The following is a 20,353-nucleotide window of genomic DNA, read 5'->3' on the forward strand; positions in this document are numbered from 1 at the left end:
GAGATTCAATGACAGTTTAATAACTAAATTGCCATTTCTGTCGCGGGTAGGATTGTTATTCCGCAGGCAGGCCCAGATCCTTGTCAGCCCAGCTACGTATTATAATGAATTTAGCAGTCATGTTGGTTAAAAAATAACCAGCATGTTAACTGGTTACCACTCTGCAGGATCGAGGCAATAGTATTGTTTAAACTCTTGATAAAGCTCTGTGTGAAGCTTCTTAAGCTCCTGAGGCTTCTCGAAAAAGATTTCGGTTGCTACTGCGAAAAATTCCGCCGGATTGGTCGCGCCATATTTATCCAGCAGAGTTTCCTCACCTGTAGATGCCTTACGTTGTAATTCCTTAAATTCATGTGACATGATTTTTGACCACTTATCATAGCTTTGCTCACTGGAAAGTGGCGGTGCTCCATTAGTTATACCCGACTCACCATCCAACTGATGCGCGAACTCATGAATCACCAGGTTGTGGCCATCTTCGAAGTCGGCGCCACCGTTGGCAGAGTCTGTCCAGGATAATATGACTTGTCCACGATTCCATGACTCACCGAGTAAAACTCGTGGCTCCTGACTTTGGATCCCTGATGCATCATAGCGATTGTGACGGGTGATAAAAGCTGCCGGGTAAACGATGATACTCTTCAAAAATGGATAAAAATCCGTAGAACGGTTGAGCAATAGCATACAGGCCTGTGCAGCAATGGTAACTTTAACTTCATCGGTGATGTCCTGACCCTTGCGTCCGATAAAGTCTTTTTCCGCCAGAAAGATCTGCATCTTGTCTTTGAGCTGGAGCTGCAAAACAGTGGGCATCTTATAGAAAAAAGGAAGGTTTTGACGAAGAATTTGGCGCCACTCTTTAGGGAAGGGTTGGCTCGCAATTTGCTTTCTTTTGCGCTTCTTACGCTGGTTTGAGGTGAGAATCCATATAATAGCAAAAGCTGAAATAGAGAGAACAATATAGAGGGCGGTCATAAGTCTTTATTCTTCATGGTGTTTTACCAAGATTGGGGTGATTGATTACTTTTCAAGCACAGGGTGGTCTTTTAAGAGAAAGAGCGGACTAAAACTGCTGATAAGACCTCAGTTAGCTTGAATATGGCTTGCTAGATAAGGTATAACTTTGCACTTGGCTTAAATTGAGGAAATGAGATGGATAATAATAACGGGGCTGCGCCAACTGGGGCTATTGCTCGATTTTTGAATGGTATCGAGCGAGTTGGTAATAAACTGCCCGATCCGGCAATGATTTTCTTATCAGCAATGCTGATAATTTGGGTACTTTCGTGGATGCTTTCGGGGATCAGCTTTGATGCCATCGATCCGCGTACTGGCGAAGCGATTATCGTTAATAACCTTTTAACAGGTGATGCATTAGCCAGCTTCCTGTCGAATATGGTCGTAACCTTTACCAGCTTTGCACCACTGGGTGTTGTACTTGTGGCTATGTTGGGCGTTGGGGTTGCTGAACATTCTGGCTACATCAATACCGGCATCAAGCTGATGTTGAAAAGAACACCGCAATTCCTGTTAACACCTACTATCATCCTAATCGCTATTGTCAGTCACACGGCAACCGATGCGGGTTATGTATTGGTAATTCCTTTGGCAGGTGTGATTTATTATGCAATGGGGCGTCACCCACTAGCAGGTATCGCAGCAGCATTTGCCGGCGTGAGCGGTGGCTTCAGTGCTAACTTTATTCCTTCAGGTATTGACCCGTTACTGCAAAGTTTCACTCAGTCGGCGGCTCATATTATCGAGCCAGGTATGCAGGTTAATCCTTTGAATAACTGGTTCTTTACCGGTATTTCCAGTGTATTCATCATTCTCTTAGGCTGGTTCATTACGGCGCGTATCATTGAGCCACGTCTACAGAATACTAAAGTGGATGGTGATACTGACGATCTTCCAGAGTTCCATGAGATAACCAAAAAGGAAAAGAAAGCATTCGTTATCGCAACTTTGGTTATGCTTGCTGGTATCGCTGTTTTGATTTATGCCTCAATGGGTACTGATTCATCTTTGCGTCATGATGGTTCCCTAACTTCATTCCAGGCGCCTCTAATGAAGTCGATTGTTCCTTTGATTTTCCTGTTGTTCTGGATTCCGGGTGCGGTTTACGGTTTCACAGCGGGCACTTTCAAGAAAACCAAAGACATGATTGATGCCATGAGTAAAGCGATGCACGGCATGTCTTACTACATCGTAATGGCATTCTTCTGTGCTTTGTTCATTGCGGCATTCTCACAATCAAACCTTGGTGCCTTATTGGCGATCGAAGGTGCTCAGGTGCTTAAAGCAATGGCGCTGCCAAGTGCGGTAACCATTGTTGGTATTATTTTCCTGACAGCTTTCGTTAACCTGTTTGTGGGTTCTGCTTCTGCCAAATGGGCATTACTTGCACCAATCTTCGTTCCGATGTTGATGCAATTAGGCATTTCTCCTGACTTAACTCAGGCCGCGTATCGTGTGGGTGACTCAAGCTCGAACATCATCACACCGCTAATGCCATACTTCCCATTAGTCGTTGTTTACTGTCAGAAGTACGTTAAAGATACCGGTATCGGCACTCTGGTAGCCATGATGTTACCGTTCTCGGTAGCCTTCCTGATTGGTTGGAGTTTATTCCTGTTGGCATACTGGTGGATTGGAATTCCGCTAGGGTTACAGGCAAGTTATGTTTATCCAGTTGGATAATTGTTACGGAGTTGATAAAAATGCCGCTGTTTAGCGGCATTTTTTATGTCAATTCTATCATTGGCCTTTGCATCTTGTAGGTGCAATATTTTTAACTTTATGAAGCCTTCAACTCTACGGCGGCTTTTATGATGTCTTCTTTGCTCGGAAGAACGTATTGCCATGAAGTGCCGATGGGAATGAAGGTATCGTGACCTGTGATTCGTTTAATTTGTGGCAGTTTCTCAAGTCTTTCTACCAATCCAGTGATGACTTCTTCGCTCACTGAGCCTGTCTTGCGGCATTCGTCTACGATCAGGACCTTTTTGTACTGGCCAGCGATGTCGGCTATGGCCTCGTGGTTGAGTGGCGCCAGCCAGCGTAAATCCATGATGGTCGCGTCCAACTTATGTTTTTCACTTAAATCTTTTTGAGCCTGTGCAGATAAGTAGTAGCCGTTACCATAGCTGATAATCAGCATGTCTTTGCTATCGACTTCTTTGCCTTTACTGTTAACCGGCTTGCGTAATCCCGGCTGACCAAATTCGACCACTTCATTGGGCTCCGGATACTCAAATAACCAGCCATTGTCGCCGGTTTCATGCAGATCCTTGGCATGGTAAAGCGCAATCGGTTCAAGAAAGATGACCACTCGCTTTTGTTCGTCGGCAAGGCGGAAGGCCTCACGCATCATTTTAGCAGCATCCTGACCGTTTGAAGGGCAGGCCAGAATCACGCCAGGTATTTCGCGCAAGAAACCAATGCTGTTGTCATTGTGGAAGTGACCACCAAAACCTTTCTGGTAGGCAAGACCGGCGACTCGAACCACCATCGGGTTGGTGAACTGATTATTGGAGAAGAAGGATAGCGTAGATGCTTCGCCGCGGATCTGGTCGATTGCGTTATGGGTATAGGCCAGAAATTGAATCTCTGGAACTGGCAGATAACCTAAGTGGGCGGCGCCAATGGCGGTTCCCAATATGCTGGTTTCATCCAGCAGAGTGTCGAATACGCGATGTTCGCCAAAGCGATTCTGTAGGTTGGTTGAAACGCTGTAAACGCCACCTTTTTTGCCGACATCTTCGCCAAACATTATCGAGTTAGGATACTGTTCCATTAGATCGGTCAGCGCATAGTTAATCAGCTGTGCCATACTTCTGGGCTTATCCAGAAACTTAAACTGGCGACCAATTTCGAACAACTCCTGACGACGGGTGATTTTTGCGACTGGTGGCTTTTCTTTGGCTGGAAGCTCAGGTGCAATGGAAGCGCAGACCTCTTCAGCGGTACTGATTTTGGGTAGCTTAATAGCTTGCTCAGCGGTTTTTTCTACTTTTAGACGAGTATTCTCATACAGATCGAGCACATCTTCGGTAGATAGGTATCCCGCTTCGATGCAGATACGAGCCGAGTGCAATAAAGGATCCTGAGCTTCTGTCTGTTCAATCTTTTCAATGCTGTGGTAAATGCTTTCAGTATCATTACCGGCATGTCCCATCAAGCGCACTGTTTTCATGTGCAGGAATACCGGGCGACGCTCATAGCGCGCAATCTCTTCCGCTTCCTGCGCAGCAAGGTAAACATCAGGCAGGTGTAAACCATTGCATTGAATGTATTCGATGCTGTGACGATTCTTAACGTTATTCTCAACCCAGTTCGGTGGTGTCGACACAGAAATACCAATGCCATTGTCTTCGCAGATATACACTAACGGCAATGGCTCACCTTTATAAGACAGATACTGAGCAGTATTAAAAGCCGACTGAGCCGTGGCATGGTTGAAGCTGGCATCACCAAAGTTACACAGGATCACGCTGTCGCCGGGAATGTTGGCATCGAAGTTATTACGTTCGGCACGCCCCAGTGACCAGGCTGCCCCCATCGCTTTGGGTAAATGCGAGGCAATAGTACTGGTTTGCGGTGGCACAAACAGTTGTGCGCTCCCAAACACCTTATGTCTGCCTTGAGAAATCGGATCGTCTTTGGCTGCGACCAGCGACAGCATCTGATCGCGAATCGGATCGATATTCGGTAACTGACGCGAGCGCTGGGTCATCAATGCGCCGGAACGATAATGCAAAAAAGCCATATCGGTATGGCGAAAAACCTTACCCAGCACCGCGTTGCCTTCGTGCCCGCTACTGCCAATGGTGTAATAACCAATACCCTGATCCTTGAGAATTCTGGCTCGTAAATCGAGGTGGCGGCTAATGACTTGGGATTCAAATAATTCGACGAATTCGTTAGGGGAGAGCTGCGTCACTGACGCCTTGATATTGCTGACTTTTTCGGGGAACTTGGCTGTTTTGACAGCGATTTGGAAGTTCTTATCAATGACACTGGCACGATCTAACATTTTATAGCTTTTATATTGGTTAAAAATTGCCGGTTAGTATGCTTTAAGGCTATAAGGATGTCACTGATGGAGCAACTGGTTGGATCTGATCAAATGGCTTCAAAGATCCCTCCAATATGATAAAGTAGCGTCCATTCTACAAATAACCGGTTGTTATAACCTAAACGCGAAGGTTTTATGAAGGTATACAGCAATATTCTTGAGATGATTGGCCACACGCCAATGGTAGAGTTCCAGAATCTGGATACAGGAAAATGTCGTCTGTTCGGCAAGATGGAATCGCAGAATCCTGGGGCTTCCATTAAAGACCGCATCGCGGTCAGCATGATTGAAGCGGCCGAAAAAGCAGGGCATATCAAACCGGGCGATACGCTGATCGAAGCGACTGCCGGCAATACAGGTCTTGGTCTTGCCTTGGTAGCATCTCAAAAAGGCTATACCCTGAAAATCGTCATGCCTGACAAAATGAGCATGGAAAAAGAATACAACTTGCGTGCTTTTGGTGCGGAAGTGATTCGTACACGCTCTGATGTGGGCAAAGGCCACCCAGAATACTATCAGGATGTGGCCAAGCGTCTGTCGGAAGAAAACGGCTGGTTCTTCATCAATCAATTCTCGAATGACGCCAATATCCAGGCGCATTACGAAACCACAGCTCCAGAAATCTGGGAACAGCTGGACGGTAAAGTTGATGCCATTGTCCTTGGTGTGGGTTCTGGCGGAACGATCACTGGCATTGGCCGCTACATGAAAGAAAAGAATCCAAACGTAGAAATGGTATTGGCTGACCCTGAAGGTTCTATTTTGGCTGATTACCTGAAAACTGGCGATATCAAAGAAGCCGGTAGCTGGGTGGTTGAAGGTATTGGTGAAGATTTCATCCCTGATATCTGTGACATGAGCCTGTTCGATAAAGCTTATACCGTTAGTGATAAAGAAGGCCTGATGGCTGCACGTGATTTGATGCGTAAAGAAGCGGTGATGGGTGGTTCTTCAACCGGTACGTTATTAGCAGCTGCCTTGCGCTACTGCCAGGAGCAAACTGAGCCTAAGAATGTAGTGACTCTGGTTTGTGATACCGGTAATCGTTATCTGTCAAAAATGTATAACGATGAATGGATGAAAGAGAAGGGCTTTCTGTAATGACTCAACCTTCTGAACAAAAAGTACCCCAGCCGGAAGTTTTTAAGCTATCACCGGTTGCACTGCTATTGGACATCATTGGTATGGCTTTAGTCGTGTTTGCCGGCTATGAAATCTATTTGAACAATGAGAAGGGTGGCGGTTTGTTGGTTAATGCTATCAGCTGGCCCTATTATCCTTGGGTGATAATGGTTGTTGGTGTGTTGCTGATGATCCCATTCCATAAACAAATTTTTAAAGCCTATCGTATTGTTAAGCAGTACAAGAAAGAGCAGGCTAAAGCTGACCGTCCTCGCTTTTAGAAGTCATCGTTAAGGTTAAAGGTAAAGAATTCTATGTCTGATAAAAAATTGAAATTTGGCAGCCGCGTGATTCATGCAGGTCAATCACCTGAGCCAATTACTGGCGCGGTAATGCCGCCTATTTTCACCACTTCAACTTATGCTCAGCCAAGTCCGGGCGAACATACCGGCTATGAGTATTCTCGTAGTCAGAATCCTACGCGCATGGCGTACGAGCGCTGCGTTGCGGATTTGGAAGATGGTAAGCAGGGTTATGCCTTTGCGTCTGGTATGGCTGCGACCAGCACCATTCTTGAGTTATTGGATGCAGGCTCGCACGTTATCGCCATGGATGATCTGTATGGCGGTACATTCCGTTTGTTCGACAAAGTACGTAAGCGCACAGCAAATCTTGATTTCACCTTTGTCGACCTGTCCGATTTAAGCCATCTGGAAAAAGCACTTAAGCCTAATACCAAAATGATTTGGGTTGAAAGTCCGACTAATCCTATGTTGAAAGTAGTCGATATGCAGGCGATAGCAGACTTTGCCAAAAAGCATAATCTGATTGCCGTGGCCGATAACACTTTTGCAACGCCTTATAATCAACGTCCATTGAATTATGGTTTCGACATCGTGATGCATTCGGCAACCAAGTATCTAAACGGTCACTCGGATATCGTTGGCGGTATGGCTGTGGTTGGCGATAATGATGAGCTTCGTGAGCAGATGGCTTTCCTTCATAACTCAGTTGGCTCGATACAAGGACCATTCGATTCTTACCTGGCATTACGCGGTGTAAAAACTTTGGCTCTACGCATGAAACAACATAATACCAGTGGTCAAATCATTGCTGAGCATTTAGCCAAGCACCCGCAGATTGATAAGGTGTATTATCCTGGTTTGGATTCGCACCCTCAGCATGAGCTTGCCAAGAAGCAGATGAAAGGCTTTGGTGGCATGATTTCTGTGTTGGTCAAAGGTGACACAGAAGAGCAGGCAGCTAAGAATTCACGCACCTTTATGGAAAAGTTGAAGCTATTCACTTTGGCCGAAAGTCTAGGTGGTGTGGAAAGCTTGTCTAATCATCCGGCGATCATGACGCATGCTTCAGTACCTTATGAAATTCGTCAGGAGATCGGTATCCTGGAGAACCTGGTACGCTTGTCAGTGGGGATTGAAGATGTTGAAGACCTGATTGCTGATATTGACCAGGCGTTAAAGTTCTAACTCAATTCAAAATGAGTATAAAAAAAGGCGCTATGAGCGCCTTTTTTTATTACTTCAGAGAACGGTAAGAACTACCAGATTTTATCTTTATCGCCTTTTCTGACGGTCCATGCACCAAGGTAAGCGCTTAGGAACATAGCTGGCGTAATTGCCATGAGCTCTGGCTTAAAAAAACTAGTAAACCAGAATACGAAGCCCAGTATGACACAAGCGCCTTCTACTCTAATTAGATCTTTGCGGCGTCGAATGCCAAACAAGTTGAATCGCATCCACCAAGGTTGTGCTTTCCATTCTTCTGTTTTCTTGTCTATCACGATAATCTCCTTTTGCAATGTTTCGATGTCAGTTTCGAACACCGCAGCAAGAGCCTTTAATGATTCTAAACTGGCGCGATTACCACTTTCTATCCGTTGGATTGTCCGGATGCTCAGGCCACTCAGTGTTGCCAATTGTTCCTGTGACCATTGCTTATTTTCGCGTAGTTTCTTGATGACCATTAAATTACTCCATGTGCTGTGTTCTCGAATAGAGATTATCCAGAAAATGGCTACTGGCGGTGACGACAAACACCCGCCAGTAGGGTGACAGTATAAAATTTAGTCGGGTTTGCCTGTTATTTTAGCAAGTTAGCAGGTGAATACTGATCGGTTAGCACCTCTGCTTCAGTATCCCAGTTTACTTCATCGCTGATGGCGTCAAACAGAGCCAGTGTATCCACGCCATAAATCAACAGCTCTCCCTTCAGTTCATTCGCTTTTTGCAGCAACTGACGCTTTTCAGGCAACGGCTTTTTACTGACCACAATCACGCGATTGGTTTTCTTGTTTTTGAAGTTGATTTGATACAAGGGGCCGAACACTTCTGCATAAGTTGCTGATTCATGATGAAACAAATCACTGGTACTGAAGGTGTTCGCCATGATGATTCCGTCATCTTTGGCCAGTGCTTTAACTTCTTCCAGATATTCTTTGGTCATCATATGTTCAGGAATATAGTCGCTGTTAAAGGCGTCCAACAAGATAAAGTCATAACGTTTATCATCTTTCAAGGCGCGCTTTACAAACACTCGGCCATCGCGCACGTGGGTCTCAAAATTAGCTTTAGAGTCGTCATAGTCGAAGTATTTTTTAGCCATTTTGACTACCACCGGATCAATCTCAACGGAAGTGATATGGGCATCTGGGTAGACTTCGCCAAAGGTGTTGGCTAATACACCGCCACCAAGACCTATGATCAATATTTCCTTAGGGTCATCCAGAAAGAAGGTTGCCCCCATGGCCTGCTTGTAATAATCAAACACAAAAATTTCCGGGGCATCCAGGAATACGCATGACTGGCTGAGGTCATTTTTATTTTTCTTACGGAAACGCATACAGTGCATACCGTACTCTTCAACCATGTAGACATTTTGATAAAGCGAGCGTTCTTGCTCAATGATTTTGGCATTGGCCTGCTCTGGGGCTGCAAGAAAAAGAGCAGATGCAGTCAGAGTGGTCAGAATCGTTTTGACGATTAATGATTTCATAAACTTCCTATTCTATATTTTCATTTGAATTAACGGTTGCGGACAGTGGCGGTTGCGGGAAGAAAAAGGCAATCAAGCCGAGAGTAAATAATATTAACGCAGAACCGTATAAAATATGATCAATCTTAAACCATAGTACTAGATAAAAAGATGTGGCTAAAGTTCCGCCTGCGCTACCCAGAGTTGAGACGAAGTATAAAAAACCAGCGGTTTGTCCACTACTATGGGCTGTTCTGACTAATAAGCGAACGGAATAGGGAGCAACCATGCCCAAAATAATACTCGGGATAAGAAAAAGAACGGTGGAAGCCAGTAACGAACCATAGCGTGGATCATCAGTAACATCGAAGACCCACTCTGAAACTGCTTCATGGCCCAGGGTTAAAGGCACAACCGATAGCGCGGCAAGCATAAAGATGATGCCATACTTACGGGTATTAGGGTTGTTGAGTGATAATTTGCCACCAAATAAGTAGCCAACGGAAAGGGCTAACATAAATACCGTGATGATACTTCCCCATACATACACACTACCGCCAAAATAGGGCGATAAAATTTTTCCGCCAAGTAGCTCAATGGTCATGATCAGAAAGCCGCATAGAAAGGCGCAAGTCAGGATTAATATTTGCATGATGTCTTTTATTATTGATTAAATGAACACTGATAATAAGGGAACGGCACGGAATGTCAAAGCCAACCAGCCTGCAAATTTTTATGACCGATAGGTCTGCTCTATTGGGTCAAAGAATTGAACGTGTTAGAATATCAAGCCTTTACAGTGAGCGTAACCCATCAATTTATAACCTAATTCTTAAGACTAGGAGAGAAACATGGCAATTGAACTTCCTGCATTACCATATGATCGTGATGCATTGACGCCACATATTTCAGAAGAAACGATCAATTATCATTATGGCAAGCATCATCAAGCTTATGTGACTAATCTGAATAACATGATTGCCGGAACTGATTTCGAAGGTAAATCATTAGAAGATATCATTCGTACATCTGAAGGTGGTGTTTTCAATAATGCTGCACAGGTATGGAACCACACATTCTACTGGAACAGCTTGAGCCCTAATGGTGGCGGTGAGCCATCTGGTGCATTAGCTGACGCAATTAACTCTGCATTCGGCTCTTTTGCTGATTTTAAAGAGAAGTTCACTGCAAGCGCTGCAGGTAACTTCGGTTCAGGCTGGACCTGGTTAGTGAAGAACTCTAGCGGTGCTCTAGAAATCGTTAACACCAGCAACGCAGGCACGCCAATTACTAATGCTGGCGTCACTCCATTGTTAACCGTTGACGTTTGGGAGCATGCATACTACGTAGATTACCGTAATGCTCGCCCTGAGTACTTAAAGCACTTCTGGGAATTGGTTAACTGGGACTTTGCTGCGAAAAACTTCGCTTAATCTCAGTAACTGGAAACAAAAAAAAACCGGCTTTTGGCCGGTTTTTTTTGTGCCGATGAATTCTCTTATTTAGGGTGAGGTTTGATCCAATGTTTTTGCATTTCAATGTAAAGCAGAGATGCTGTCCATGCGATGAAAACGAGCCCAATCACGGCTTCGATACCTGCCATAAATCGAATTGGACCCTCTGGAACGATATCACCAAAACCGAGGCTACTGTATGAAGCAAAAGAAAAGTAGATACAGCTAAAAAAGTCATTAACGATTTGCCCATCTACATTGACCAGCTTATCCGGACTTTCGTGATAATTACCAATCAGATAATAAGCAATTCCAAATATCCAGATTTCTATGAAATGCGCGATCAACGCCAGTAGTACCCCCAGCATTACTTTGTAGCGGCCCGCTGTTTTTATGCGCTCCAGAAATACTGAGATGCTATATAAGGCCTGATAGTGGACTCCTACAGTCAGCATGATCAATATAACCGTTACAACAAGGATAAATATCATGGTTAAAGCCTTTGTTTGTCAGCAACTTACAATACTTTAGCAGAAAAAATAGGCAATAGGCATCCGTTAATCTCAATGCTATAGTAATGAACAAAATATAAACGGAATGGATATATGGAACCGAAGCAACTAACAAAAAAACAAAAGCACTGGCTTCAATATGAGTCAGATGAGTGGGTAGAGCAGGGGATTATAAATTCACAGCAGCAATCTCAAATTCTTGGTCGCTATTCAACCAGCCATATTGAAAGCTTTTATTCCAGCTGGAGCAGTTTGTTGCTCATTTCTCTGGGGGCAATATTAATTGGCGGCGGCATAGTGTTATTAATTGCCCATAATTGGGAAAGTTTTGGCAAGGGAACTCGTACCGTTTTATCCATTCTTCCTTTGCTATTGGCTCAGGCACTGACCTGGTACTCCGTACGATATAAACCTCAACTGACAGGGCTAAGAGAAGCCTCCGGCATTTTGTTATTTTTTGCAGTGGCAGCCAGTATCGCACTGATTAGTCAGACTTATCATATCTATGGTGACCTGGAGCGCTTCCTGGTCACCTGGCTTCTACTCGGTATTCCGACGCTTTATCTTGTGGAATCTGCTGGCGTGCTGATGCTGGTTTGTGCATTGATATTATGGCTCTGTGGCCTCGAGCGTGAACCCTACTGGCTCTATTATTTATCCTTAGTGCCTTATCTTTATAGTCTCTTTAAGCGACAGCGACTGGCGTTATTCCACTGGGCGCTCTGGTTTATTGTAATTGGTACCACTATCTCAATCATTTACAGTGTCGCCTGGAACTCGCCACTGGATCACTGGATGATTTATATAACCCTGGCACTATGTGGCTTTTATTATTCATTGGGCAAGTGGTTGTTTGGATTTAAGGAGCATGGATTCTGGACAAACCCTCTTTGTACGGCTGGTGTTCTCGGCATCCTCTTTATAAGTTTGCTACTAACCTGGGAAGACTTTTATCGCTATAGCCATTTGGATACTGATGGCAAATGGGGCTTTAACGATTATCTAATTTTGTCTGTTTTTGCCATATCGATAGTATCAATAGTTGGTTTTCTCATTCATAAATTTAAGTCACTACAGATACACCAATGGTTATTGATAGGCAGCGTACTTTTAGCAGGGCTTGGCATGGCGGGTTTCCACTTAGGTTTATCAGAATTAGTCTACATCGTTTTGGTAAACGTATATGTGCTGGTCGCTTCTGTTATTTTAATGTCACAGGGAATTCAGCAGCATAGGCTGATGTTATTGAACGGTGGCTTACTTTGGTTTTCTTTCCTTGTTCTATTTCGATTCTTTGACAGTGATATTCCTTTTGTTCTTAAAGGCGTCGTTTTCATCTTTATCGGCAGTGCGTTTATTGGCGTTAATATCTGGTACAACAAAAAACTTAAACAGCAAGCTGAGCAGCAGGAGGCTGGAGCATGAAACCAAAAATAATTTTATTAATTGTTCTCTTTGCCATCCAGCTTGCCATTCCAGGCTATATGATTTTTGAGCAAAACCAGATTCTGACAGAAGGCACTGCGTATAAATTTAAGACCCGTCCAATTGATCCCTATGATCCTTTTCGTGGTCGTTATGTAACCTTGGCTTTTGACGCTAACCAGGATGTTATTCCAGTTGTAGAAGGTGCTGATATAGAGAGTGAGCAATGGGTATATGCACTACTGGATATAGATGATGAGGGTTATGCAGTGCTTCAAGGGCTAACCGATGTTGAGCCTGATTCAGGGCAGGATTATCTTTATCTGGAAACTTACTATAGAAGCTACGATGGTGGCTTCCAGGTCAAATTACCTTTCAATCGCTATTATGCGTCAGAAGAGAGCGCTCCGAAAATTGAATCGGCAGTCTGGCGACGCCAAAGAGATGAGGTTGAAGATGTCTATGCTGTCATCAGAGTATTGAATGGAAAGGGCACAATTGAAGAGCTTATGGTCAATGATATGCCTATCCATGAGTATATTATGCAACCCCAAGAATAATTACCCGCCGATTACACTATGCAGGATATATCGATATCCTGCTTAAATTTCAATAAGTTATAATCTTAAAAACATCCCTGAGCTTGATCCTTGTCAAACCCCGGAAATTTTTTTAATAATCATAATAAGAATGATTTGCATTTAGATATTTGTTCTTATATAGTGCGCCCGTTTTTAAATATATTCCAATTTTTCAGGGGAACACGATGAAATTCAAACTTGCACTTGTAGCTGCTGCAATCATGTCTTGTGGCGTTGCTAACTCAGCGGAACCAACCAATCAAGAATTGCTTGATTTAATTAAAAAGCAACAGCAGGAACTTAAAGAATTAAGAAACGCTGTTGAGGAGTCTGATAAGAAATCAGAAGAAACAATCAAAGCTGTTGAAGCCAATATGAGCGCTTCAAATACCTCAAATGTATCTCTAGGTGGATATGGTGAGCTGCACTATAACAACATCGAAGACAATGAAAGCATTGATTTCCATCGCTTTGTACTATTCATGGGTTATGAGTACAGTGATGACATTCGTTTCTTCTCTGAGCTTGAGGTTGAACATTCATTAGCTGGTGATGGTAAGCCAGGTGAAGTAGAGCTTGAACAGGCTTATGTAGAAATCGATTTGAATGACACGACTTCTGTAAAGTCAGGTTTGTTTTTGGTACCAGTGGGTATCCTAAATGAAACTCACGAACCACCAACATTCTATGGCGTTGAAAGAAACCCTGTTGAAGGCAAAATAATTCCTTCAACCTGGTGGGAAGCGGGTGCTATGGTGAATCACAAAATTGCTGACGGCGTTTCTTTTGACTTCGCTATTAACTCAGGACTTGAAGTTCCAAATGACGCGGGTGTTTATGATTTTAATATCCGTAGTGGTCGTCAAAAAGTGGCTAAAGCTAATGCCGATAGCCTAGCTTATACCGCTCGTTTGAAGTACACCGCTGTACCTGGTTTGGAATTAGCAGCATCGGTTCAACACCAGTCTGATTTGACTCAAGGTGTATTAAGCGCAGACGCAAATCTTTATACTGCTCATGCTATCTATAACACGGGTGGCTTTGGTTTGAGAGCCTTATACGCTATGTGGGATATTGATGCATTCGAAGCAGATGTAAATGGTCAGGATAAGCAAGAAGGATTTTTTGTAGAGCCTAGCTATCGCTTTAATGACAAATTCGGTATCTTTGCTCGTTACAACGAGTGGGATAATCAAGCTGGAAGTGGTAACTTAGTGGATACTACTATGCAGCAGACTAATGTTGGCTTTAACTACTGGCCACATGAAGACGTTGTGTTCAAGTTTGACCTGGAATCTCGCTCCGGTGCTCAAGACGGTAACGGTTTCAATCTTGGTGTTGGTTACCAGTTCTAAGTTGACTGTTGTGTCAAAATTCACAAAGGCAGGCGTTTAGCCTGTCTTTGTGTTTGAATAATTTATGATAATGAAACGACTACTTACTGCTATATTGGGTTTTATTCTCTTCATTCCGATGGTATCGGAGGCGGAAGTTTATATCACCCAGGAAGAATTTTTAGCTCAGCGTTTTGCTCATCTCGAGAATGGGGTACAGCCAGAAATCAACACACTGTGGCTGAATCAATCCTTGCAAGATGCCATTTCAAGTATATTAGGCCACCCTTATCCAAAACTTCGATTGCGTTACTGGCGGCATGGTAACCAGACAGTCTGGTTCTTGGATGAAATTGGTAAGGAGCGTCCTATTACTTTTGGTGTTAGTGTTATTGATAACCGAATTGATAAGATAGAAGTCATAGAATTTCGAGAAAGTCGTGGATATGAAATTCATATGGAGACTTTTTCAAGACAGTTCGATAATTTGACCTTAACAGATGATGATAAGTTAAGCGATCATATTGACGGTATTACCGGAGCAACTATGTCTGTCAGCGCCATGAAAAAAATAGCCCGAGTAGGCTTAACACTTCATCGGCTAACCACTGAGGAATGATAATGAGCCGCAAAAAGCAGGCTGCACCTAAATCAACATCTCGATATAAGTTGCATTTCAGGAAATGGCATCGACGGTTAGGTTTTCTAGCAGCTATCTTTCTGCTCAACTTATCCATTACCGGACTCTTATTAAACCACTATCAATCACTGTCACTTCATAAAAATTATATTACCTCAACGCTCTTATTAGATTGGTACGGAATAAAAGCGCCCGATAGTGGGGTCTGTCTTTCTAAAGAGCCGCTGTCAGTATGTCAGATAGGCGAGCAGCATTATATTAACGGGCAATACTGGAAGGAGACATCGAGTCAATTGCTGTTACTAGAGCCATCGCCGATAGGCTTAGTATTGGTCACCAACGAATTTGTTTACTGGCTAACTAAAACAGGGCAGCTCATTGATGCTTTATCCATTGCCGATTCTTTAGACACTGCAGCCACATCTGCAACACAGGTGAATCAGCAGATTTATATTCAAACCCTGAAAGGAAATTACCAGCTAAACGAAAACACGTTTCAATGGGAGCCTGTGGACATCATTAATTTCCCACAGCTGACCAAAGAGCAACTTGATGGTGACCAGCTATCAGACTTGCAGGAACAGTATCGCTCACGCCAAATAACTCAGTTAAAGCTTGTTCAAGATTTACATAGCGGAGCTATTTTTGGTATTACAGGAACATTATTTACAGATATCATGGCTTTAATATTGATTTGGCTAGTTATTAGTGGTTTCGTAACATGGTATCGACGTCGAAGCAAAACAAGCACTTAAGATATTGATATAAAACATGCTATATTGGCAATCATGTAGGTTTTAATAAGCGTGTTGTCGATAGATTGACGAAAATTAATGTTCATAAAACGATAACTCTAATTCTTCAAGCCATTCTTGTTGCTGAAATTCTGTTGGCACTTTGGAATGAACAGTGGTTTACCGCACTAATTACTGCTGGAATTATTATTATCACTCTGGCTCCACTCTTTATTGCAAAATTCCTTCACGTCTACATTCCCCATATCTTCTCGTTAATGGCAATAGCCTTTATTTTCGCCTCCTTGTTTCTTGGTGAGATTCGCGATTACTACACGAAGTTTTGGTGGTGGGATATGGCTCTTCATACAACCTCAGGATTTCTACTAGGAATCACAGGCTTTTTGATGGTGCATGTGCTCAATGAAACCGAAGAAATTGGTATGCACATGAAGCCGGGGTTTGTTGCATTCTTTGCATTTCTTTTTGCCATTGGCTTTGGCGTCATCTGGGAAATTTTCGAATTTACCATGGACAGCTTCTTTGGCATGAATATGCAAAAGCCAATGCTGGGTGACCCTTCAGGGCTTACAGATACCATGTGGGATTTGATTGTTGACTCTGTAGGCGCTTTAATAGTGTCTGTGTTTGGATACATTTATATAAAACGGGGCCACAAAGAGTCCTTTCTGGAGCGCTGGGTTACAGCTTTTGTAACTAGCAATCCAAGGCTGTTTAGAAAAAGGGGAGGCGATGAAAGACGTTAAGTCTGAAACGATGACAAAAAGGAAGTTGACTACAGCTGTCAGAGGCGCCGTCATTTATGCCGCCATTGGTGGCTTATGGATTCTTTTTTCAGATAAAGCTTTAGAGTCGTTCACCAATGATGTTGATTACATTACTGTAGCGCAAACCTATAAAGGTTGGTTCTATGTACTGGTCACATCAGTACTCCTATTTATCCTACTAAAAAGGGCTATAGAAAATACTGAACGATTACTTTCACTGGACCCATTAACGCAGTTACCTCGGCATTATCAATTTACCCGCTTGCTCGATAGGCAGGTCAAAAATATCAGCAAAGAAAAAAAAGTCGTTCTGATTTATTTGGATCTCTGCAAGTTTTCACAGATCAATCAGGAGTTTGGTCATCGCAAAGGTGATGCGGTATTGCAAAAGTTAACCGGTGAATTATGGGAGTGTTTCCACGAAAATGGTGTGCTCGGTCGTTTAGGATCGGATCAGTTTGGCATTGCCATTAAGGTTAAAAATAACGATAGACTAATTGAGGAGCTACCAGATTTAATATTTCGCATGACCCAGAGGGTAGGCGTTGAATTAAAAATTCCACTGAAAGTTTGTCTAGGCTTAGCCATTGCACCCTTTGATGGAAAAGACAGCAAATCCCTGCTTTCTGCTGCCAGTATTGCATTGCATAACGCCAAGAAAATTGGTGATGATCAGTGCAGCTTCTTTAGCCATGAACTGTCTGAGATTGCTTTGCATCGGCAGCGGCTCATCACAGAGTTAAAAAGTACAGACGTCTTTCAACACTTTAAGACTGTGTACCAACCTCAGTTATCGATTAGTGATCAGAGTATCACTGGCGTTGAGGTATTGATCCGTTGGATACATCCAGAATTAGGCTTTATTTCTCCAGAAGACTTTATTCCCATAGCCGAAGACATAGGAGCCATGCCCAATATATCCCGCTGGGTGATTACTAATGCAAAAAAAGAGTTGAATGAAACGAATTTAATTCCAGAGAAAATTAAGAGGGTATCGATTAATATTTCTGCGCGCGAATTGAATATAGAAGAGCAGGCCCAGAATTTGCATCAAGTATTTAAGGAAAACCTGGACTTCGCCAAGATTTGTCAGATTGAAATTACTGAAACGACAGCTATTTATGATATTACAACCAGTCAGAAATTTATCGAGAGCTTAAAAGAATTAGGTTTGAAGTTCTCCATTGATGACTTCGGAACAGGCTTTACATCATTATCCAACCTTAAGAACCTGCCAGTTGATGAGTTGAAAATTGACCGGTCGTTCATCGATAAGATTGAAACGGAAAATAACTCACAGATTATCGTGAAGTCAGTTATTGATTTGGCTGACAACTTTGGCATTAAGTCTATTGCTGAGGGTGTTGAAAATGAAAACCAACTCATCTTTTTAAAGAATTGTGGCTGTGATGAGGCTCAGGGTTATTATTTTGCCAAGCCAATGGGTATTGAAGACCTAAAAAAGTTTATGGCTGCCTAGTGTTTCATTTCTTAAGATTCCGCACATGTTGTTGGTTAGTTTTAAAGCCACACTCCAGTCTGTTGTCCTCAATCTGGCTCCTTACCTGATAAATCTGTTGCTCAGTTAACACAATCTCATTAAATCCCTGCAAATACTTTTTAAGACTTTGCTGTTTGATCACATTTTTGGGTAAGTCAGTTTTAAATGTAGCATCACCAGCAAACACAATCACTGAATGAAAAACATTGAAGGGAAGCTGAGTTAACTCTTTGAGTGTTTTGATGTGTTTGTAGTTTTGTCTAAGCGGATTTTGAAACTTGTTTTTATTCTTATAAATGACCTGCGTCCAATAACTGCTCTTTTCTGAACCGAATATCCAGCCAGAGTAATTTTTGGTTTCTATCACAAAAACGCCGCACGCTGAAATTATGATATGGTCTATTTGGGTAGAGCCAGTTGGTGTTGGCAAAGTGACATCATGAAAAACAGTGTAGGAGTCTGGGTCTAACTGCAGAGTTACAGTTTTTACACGCCTTTCCCCAGCCCAGCCTTTAAAATAGGACGATTTAAAAAAGGCAATCAGTATAAATAGAGGGATAAGCCACCAAAGCTGCGAAAAGATTTGAGCAAACAGGTTTGTTAAAAAATCATCTGCATACATAACAATATCCTTATCAATAAAAAAGCCTGACAATTGCTTGCCAGGCTCTTGGAAGAGGAGTTAGACGTCTCTTAGCTCCTCTGTTCCCCCAATCGATATGGCTTTGAAAATCGTTTATTTTCAAGCCAATATCACTTTATATGACCAAATATCACCTTTCGTGGCACGTAACACTCAGGAGGTATTAATCCCAAGATAGGGCACCACCAGTTTGGTATTCAATCACACGAGTTTCGAAGAAGTTTTTCTCTTTCTTCAAGTCCATGATTTCGCTCATCCATGGGAATGGGTTGGATACATTCTTGAATTGAGCGGGTAGACCTAGCTGGGCAAGACGACGGTTACAGATGAACTGTAGGTATTCTTCCATCATGCCTGCATTCATGCCTAATACACCACGTGGCATTGTGTCGCGTGCGTATTCGATTTCAAGCTGAGTACCTTCAAGAATCATCTGAATGACTTCTTGCTTAAACTCTTCAGTCCACAGGTGTGGGTTTTCGAGTTTGATCTGGTTGATGACGTCAACACCGAAGTTCAGGTGCATTGACTCATCACGCAAGATGTACTGGAACTGCTCAGCGACACCGGTCATCTTGTTACGGCGACCCATAGACAGAATCTGAGTGAAGCCACAGTAGAAGAAGATACCTTCAGTCACACAATAGAAACCAATCAGATTGCGCAGCAACTCCTGATCGGACTCTGCTGTTCCTGTTTTGAAGGTAGGGTTAGAGATACCTTGCGTATGCTTGATACTCCAGGCCGCTTTTTTAGCGATACTTGGAACTTCACGGTACATGTTGAATACTTCAGCTTCATCCATGCCCAATGACTCAACACAGTATTGGTAAGCGTGGGTATGAATCGCTTCTTCAAACGCCTGACGCAAAATGTACTGACGACACTCTGGGTTGGTGATTAAGCGATAAATGGCAAGTACCAGATTGTTCGCAACTAATGAGTCAGCGGTTGAGAAATAACCCAAAGAGCGCATGACGATTTTACGCTCGTCATCGGTTAAGCCGTTTGGATCTTTCCAGGTCGCGACATCTTTAGTCATGTTAATTTCTTGTGGCATCCAGTGGTTGGCGCAGCCATCAAGGTATTTTTGCCATGCCCAGTCGTACTTGAATGGAACAAGCTGATTCAGGTCAGCACGGCAGTTGATCATTTTCTTGTCATCAACTTCGATACGAGCCGCGCCCATTTCTAATTCTTCCAGACCAGGAGCAACATCAAGTTCTTCTAGTGCTGCCTGTGCCTTTGCAACATTGTCCAGCGCTTCTGGCTCTACATATTCTTCTTGTGTCGCTTTTGGCTCAGCGGCAACCTGTGGAGCTGGTTGCTCTTGCTTCTCTTCGACTACGGGAGCAGGAGCAGGTTGTGCTTTTTTCGGCGCTTCGGCCTTTTCCTCTTTTTCGTACTCATCCCAGTTGAACATGTTTACCTCTCTTAAATTTTGTTGAGCTTTTCACCATTCGATTTATTTTCGGTGAAAAAAGGGGCGAACTTTCGTTGCGACCCCATTCCGTTGTCGTCACTTCTCTTTTTAGTTATTCACTAAAG

The 20,353-nt window shown here is 43.1% G+C and carries 20 protein-coding genes; 12 read left to right on the forward strand and 8 right to left on the reverse strand.

The window, feature by feature from the left end; all coding sequences use genetic code 11:
- Positions 1–153: 153 nt before the first annotated feature.
- Entirely contained in the window at positions 154–975 is an 822-nt protein-coding gene (locus B158_RS0106040; protein ID WP_018624468.1) for a M90 family metallopeptidase, read from the reverse strand.
- Positions 976–1,152: 177 nt separating this feature from the next.
- Here B158_RS0106040 and B158_RS0106045 point away from each other — a divergent pair, with 177 nt between their 5' ends.
- Entirely contained in the window at positions 1,153–2,700 is a 1,548-nt protein-coding gene (locus B158_RS0106045; protein ID WP_018624469.1) for an AbgT family transporter, read from the forward strand.
- A gap of 97 nt (positions 2,701–2,797) precedes the next feature.
- Here B158_RS0106045 and B158_RS0106050 read toward each other — a convergent pair whose 3' ends face one another.
- Entirely contained in the window at positions 2,798–5,035 is a 2,238-nt protein-coding gene (locus B158_RS0106050; protein ID WP_018624470.1) for a thiamine pyrophosphate-dependent enzyme, read from the reverse strand.
- 177 nt (positions 5,036–5,212) lie between these two features.
- Between B158_RS0106050 and B158_RS0106055 the strand changes: the two genes are divergently transcribed.
- Genes B158_RS0106055 through B158_RS0106065 form a run of 3 tightly spaced genes read left to right on the forward strand, consistent with a single transcriptional unit; the run spans position 5,213 to position 7,689 of the window.
- Positions 5,213–6,178 (forward strand): PLP-dependent cysteine synthase family protein, encoded by a 966-nt coding sequence (locus B158_RS0106055; RefSeq protein WP_018624471.1) that lies wholly within the window; start codon positions 5,213–5,215, stop codon positions 6,176–6,178.
- Positions 6,178–6,480, forward strand: coding sequence for a hypothetical protein (locus B158_RS0106060; protein ID WP_018624472.1), 303 nt, complete (start codon positions 6,178–6,180; stop codon positions 6,478–6,480). The genes B158_RS0106055 and B158_RS0106060 overlap by 1 nt, the downstream gene beginning before the upstream one ends.
- A gap of 33 nt (positions 6,481–6,513) precedes the next feature.
- Complete coding sequence (locus B158_RS0106065; protein ID WP_018624473.1) at positions 6,514–7,689, forward strand: trans-sulfuration enzyme family protein; 1,176 nt, start codon at positions 6,514–6,516, stop codon at positions 7,687–7,689.
- Between the two features lie 71 nt (positions 7,690–7,760).
- On the opposite strand, the gene B158_RS0106070 is transcribed toward B158_RS0106065, so the two are convergent.
- The 3 genes from B158_RS0106070 to B158_RS0106080 form a co-directional block, all read right to left on the reverse strand.
- Positions 7,761–8,186 (reverse strand): helix-turn-helix domain-containing protein, encoded by a 426-nt coding sequence (locus B158_RS0106070; RefSeq protein WP_018624474.1) that lies wholly within the window; start codon positions 8,184–8,186, stop codon positions 7,761–7,763.
- 116 nt (positions 8,187–8,302) lie between these two features.
- Positions 8,303–9,214: a spermidine synthase gene (locus tag B158_RS0106075; protein WP_018624475.1), complete on the reverse strand. Its 912-nt coding sequence runs from the start codon at positions 9,212–9,214 to the stop codon at positions 8,303–8,305.
- Between the two features lie 7 nt (positions 9,215–9,221).
- Complete coding sequence (locus tag B158_RS0106080; RefSeq protein WP_033413860.1) at positions 9,222–9,845, reverse strand: fused MFS/spermidine synthase; 624 nt, start codon at positions 9,843–9,845, stop codon at positions 9,222–9,224.
- A gap of 199 nt (positions 9,846–10,044) precedes the next feature.
- Between B158_RS0106080 and sodB the strand changes: the two genes are divergently transcribed.
- A complete protein-coding gene (gene sodB, locus B158_RS0106085; protein ID WP_018624477.1) occupies positions 10,045–10,626 on the forward strand; it encodes a superoxide dismutase [Fe] in 582 nt (193 codons plus the stop codon).
- Positions 10,627–10,691: 65 nt separating this feature from the next.
- Here sodB and B158_RS0106090 read toward each other — a convergent pair whose 3' ends face one another.
- On the reverse strand, positions 10,692–11,138 hold the full coding sequence (locus B158_RS0106090; protein ID WP_018624478.1) for a potassium channel family protein: 447 nt from the start codon (positions 11,136–11,138) through the stop codon (positions 10,692–10,694).
- 114 nt (positions 11,139–11,252) lie between these two features.
- Here B158_RS0106090 and B158_RS0106095 point away from each other — a divergent pair, with 114 nt between their 5' ends.
- The 7 genes from B158_RS0106095 to B158_RS0106125 all read left to right on the forward strand — a co-directional run bounded on the left by B158_RS0106095 (position 11,253) and on the right by B158_RS0106125 (position 18,141).
- A complete protein-coding gene (locus B158_RS0106095; RefSeq protein ID WP_018624479.1) occupies positions 11,253–12,584 on the forward strand; it encodes a DUF2157 domain-containing protein in 1,332 nt (443 codons plus the stop codon).
- The gene (locus tag B158_RS0106100; RefSeq protein ID WP_018624480.1) at positions 12,581–13,144 is read left to right on the forward strand and encodes a GDYXXLXY domain-containing protein; all 564 of its coding nucleotides are present in this window, start codon (positions 12,581–12,583) and stop codon (positions 13,142–13,144) included. Before B158_RS0106095 ends, B158_RS0106100 begins: the two co-directional genes overlap by 4 nt.
- 206 nt (positions 13,145–13,350) lie before the next feature.
- On the forward strand, positions 13,351–14,520 hold the full coding sequence (locus B158_RS0106105; protein ID WP_018624481.1) for a porin family protein: 1,170 nt from the start codon (positions 13,351–13,353) through the stop codon (positions 14,518–14,520).
- Between the two features lie 70 nt (positions 14,521–14,590).
- Positions 14,591–15,118: an FMN-binding protein gene (locus B158_RS0106110; protein WP_018624482.1), complete on the forward strand. Its 528-nt coding sequence runs from the start codon at positions 14,591–14,593 to the stop codon at positions 15,116–15,118.
- A gap of 2 nt (positions 15,119–15,120) precedes the next feature.
- Positions 15,121–15,894: a PepSY-associated TM helix domain-containing protein gene (locus tag B158_RS0106115; protein ID WP_018624483.1), complete on the forward strand. Its 774-nt coding sequence runs from the start codon at positions 15,121–15,123 to the stop codon at positions 15,892–15,894.
- A 65-nt stretch (positions 15,895–15,959) separates the two neighbouring features.
- A complete protein-coding gene (locus B158_RS0106120) occupies positions 15,960–16,640 on the forward strand; it encodes a hypothetical protein (protein ID WP_018624484.1) in 681 nt (226 codons plus the stop codon).
- On the forward strand, positions 16,627–18,141 hold the full coding sequence (locus B158_RS0106125; protein ID WP_018624485.1) for a putative bifunctional diguanylate cyclase/phosphodiesterase: 1,515 nt from the start codon (positions 16,627–16,629) through the stop codon (positions 18,139–18,141). Before B158_RS0106120 ends, B158_RS0106125 begins: the two co-directional genes overlap by 14 nt.
- Positions 18,142–18,145: 4 nt before the next feature.
- On the opposite strand, the gene B158_RS0106130 is transcribed toward B158_RS0106125, so the two are convergent.
- Both B158_RS0106130 and B158_RS0106135 read right to left on the reverse strand, forming a co-directional pair.
- On the reverse strand, positions 18,146–18,784 hold the full coding sequence (locus B158_RS0106130) for a nuclease-related domain-containing protein (RefSeq protein ID WP_018624486.1): 639 nt from the start codon (positions 18,782–18,784) through the stop codon (positions 18,146–18,148).
- 184 nt (positions 18,785–18,968) lie between these two features.
- Positions 18,969–20,228: a ribonucleotide-diphosphate reductase subunit beta gene (locus B158_RS0106135; protein WP_018624487.1), complete on the reverse strand. Its 1,260-nt coding sequence runs from the start codon at positions 20,226–20,228 to the stop codon at positions 18,969–18,971.
- Positions 20,229–20,353: the final 125 nt, after the last annotated feature.

It is taken from the genome of Kangiella aquimarina DSM 16071, assembly GCF_000374105.1.
In the GTDB taxonomy this organism is placed as follows: domain Bacteria; phylum Pseudomonadota; class Gammaproteobacteria; order Enterobacterales; family Kangiellaceae; genus Kangiella; species Kangiella aquimarina.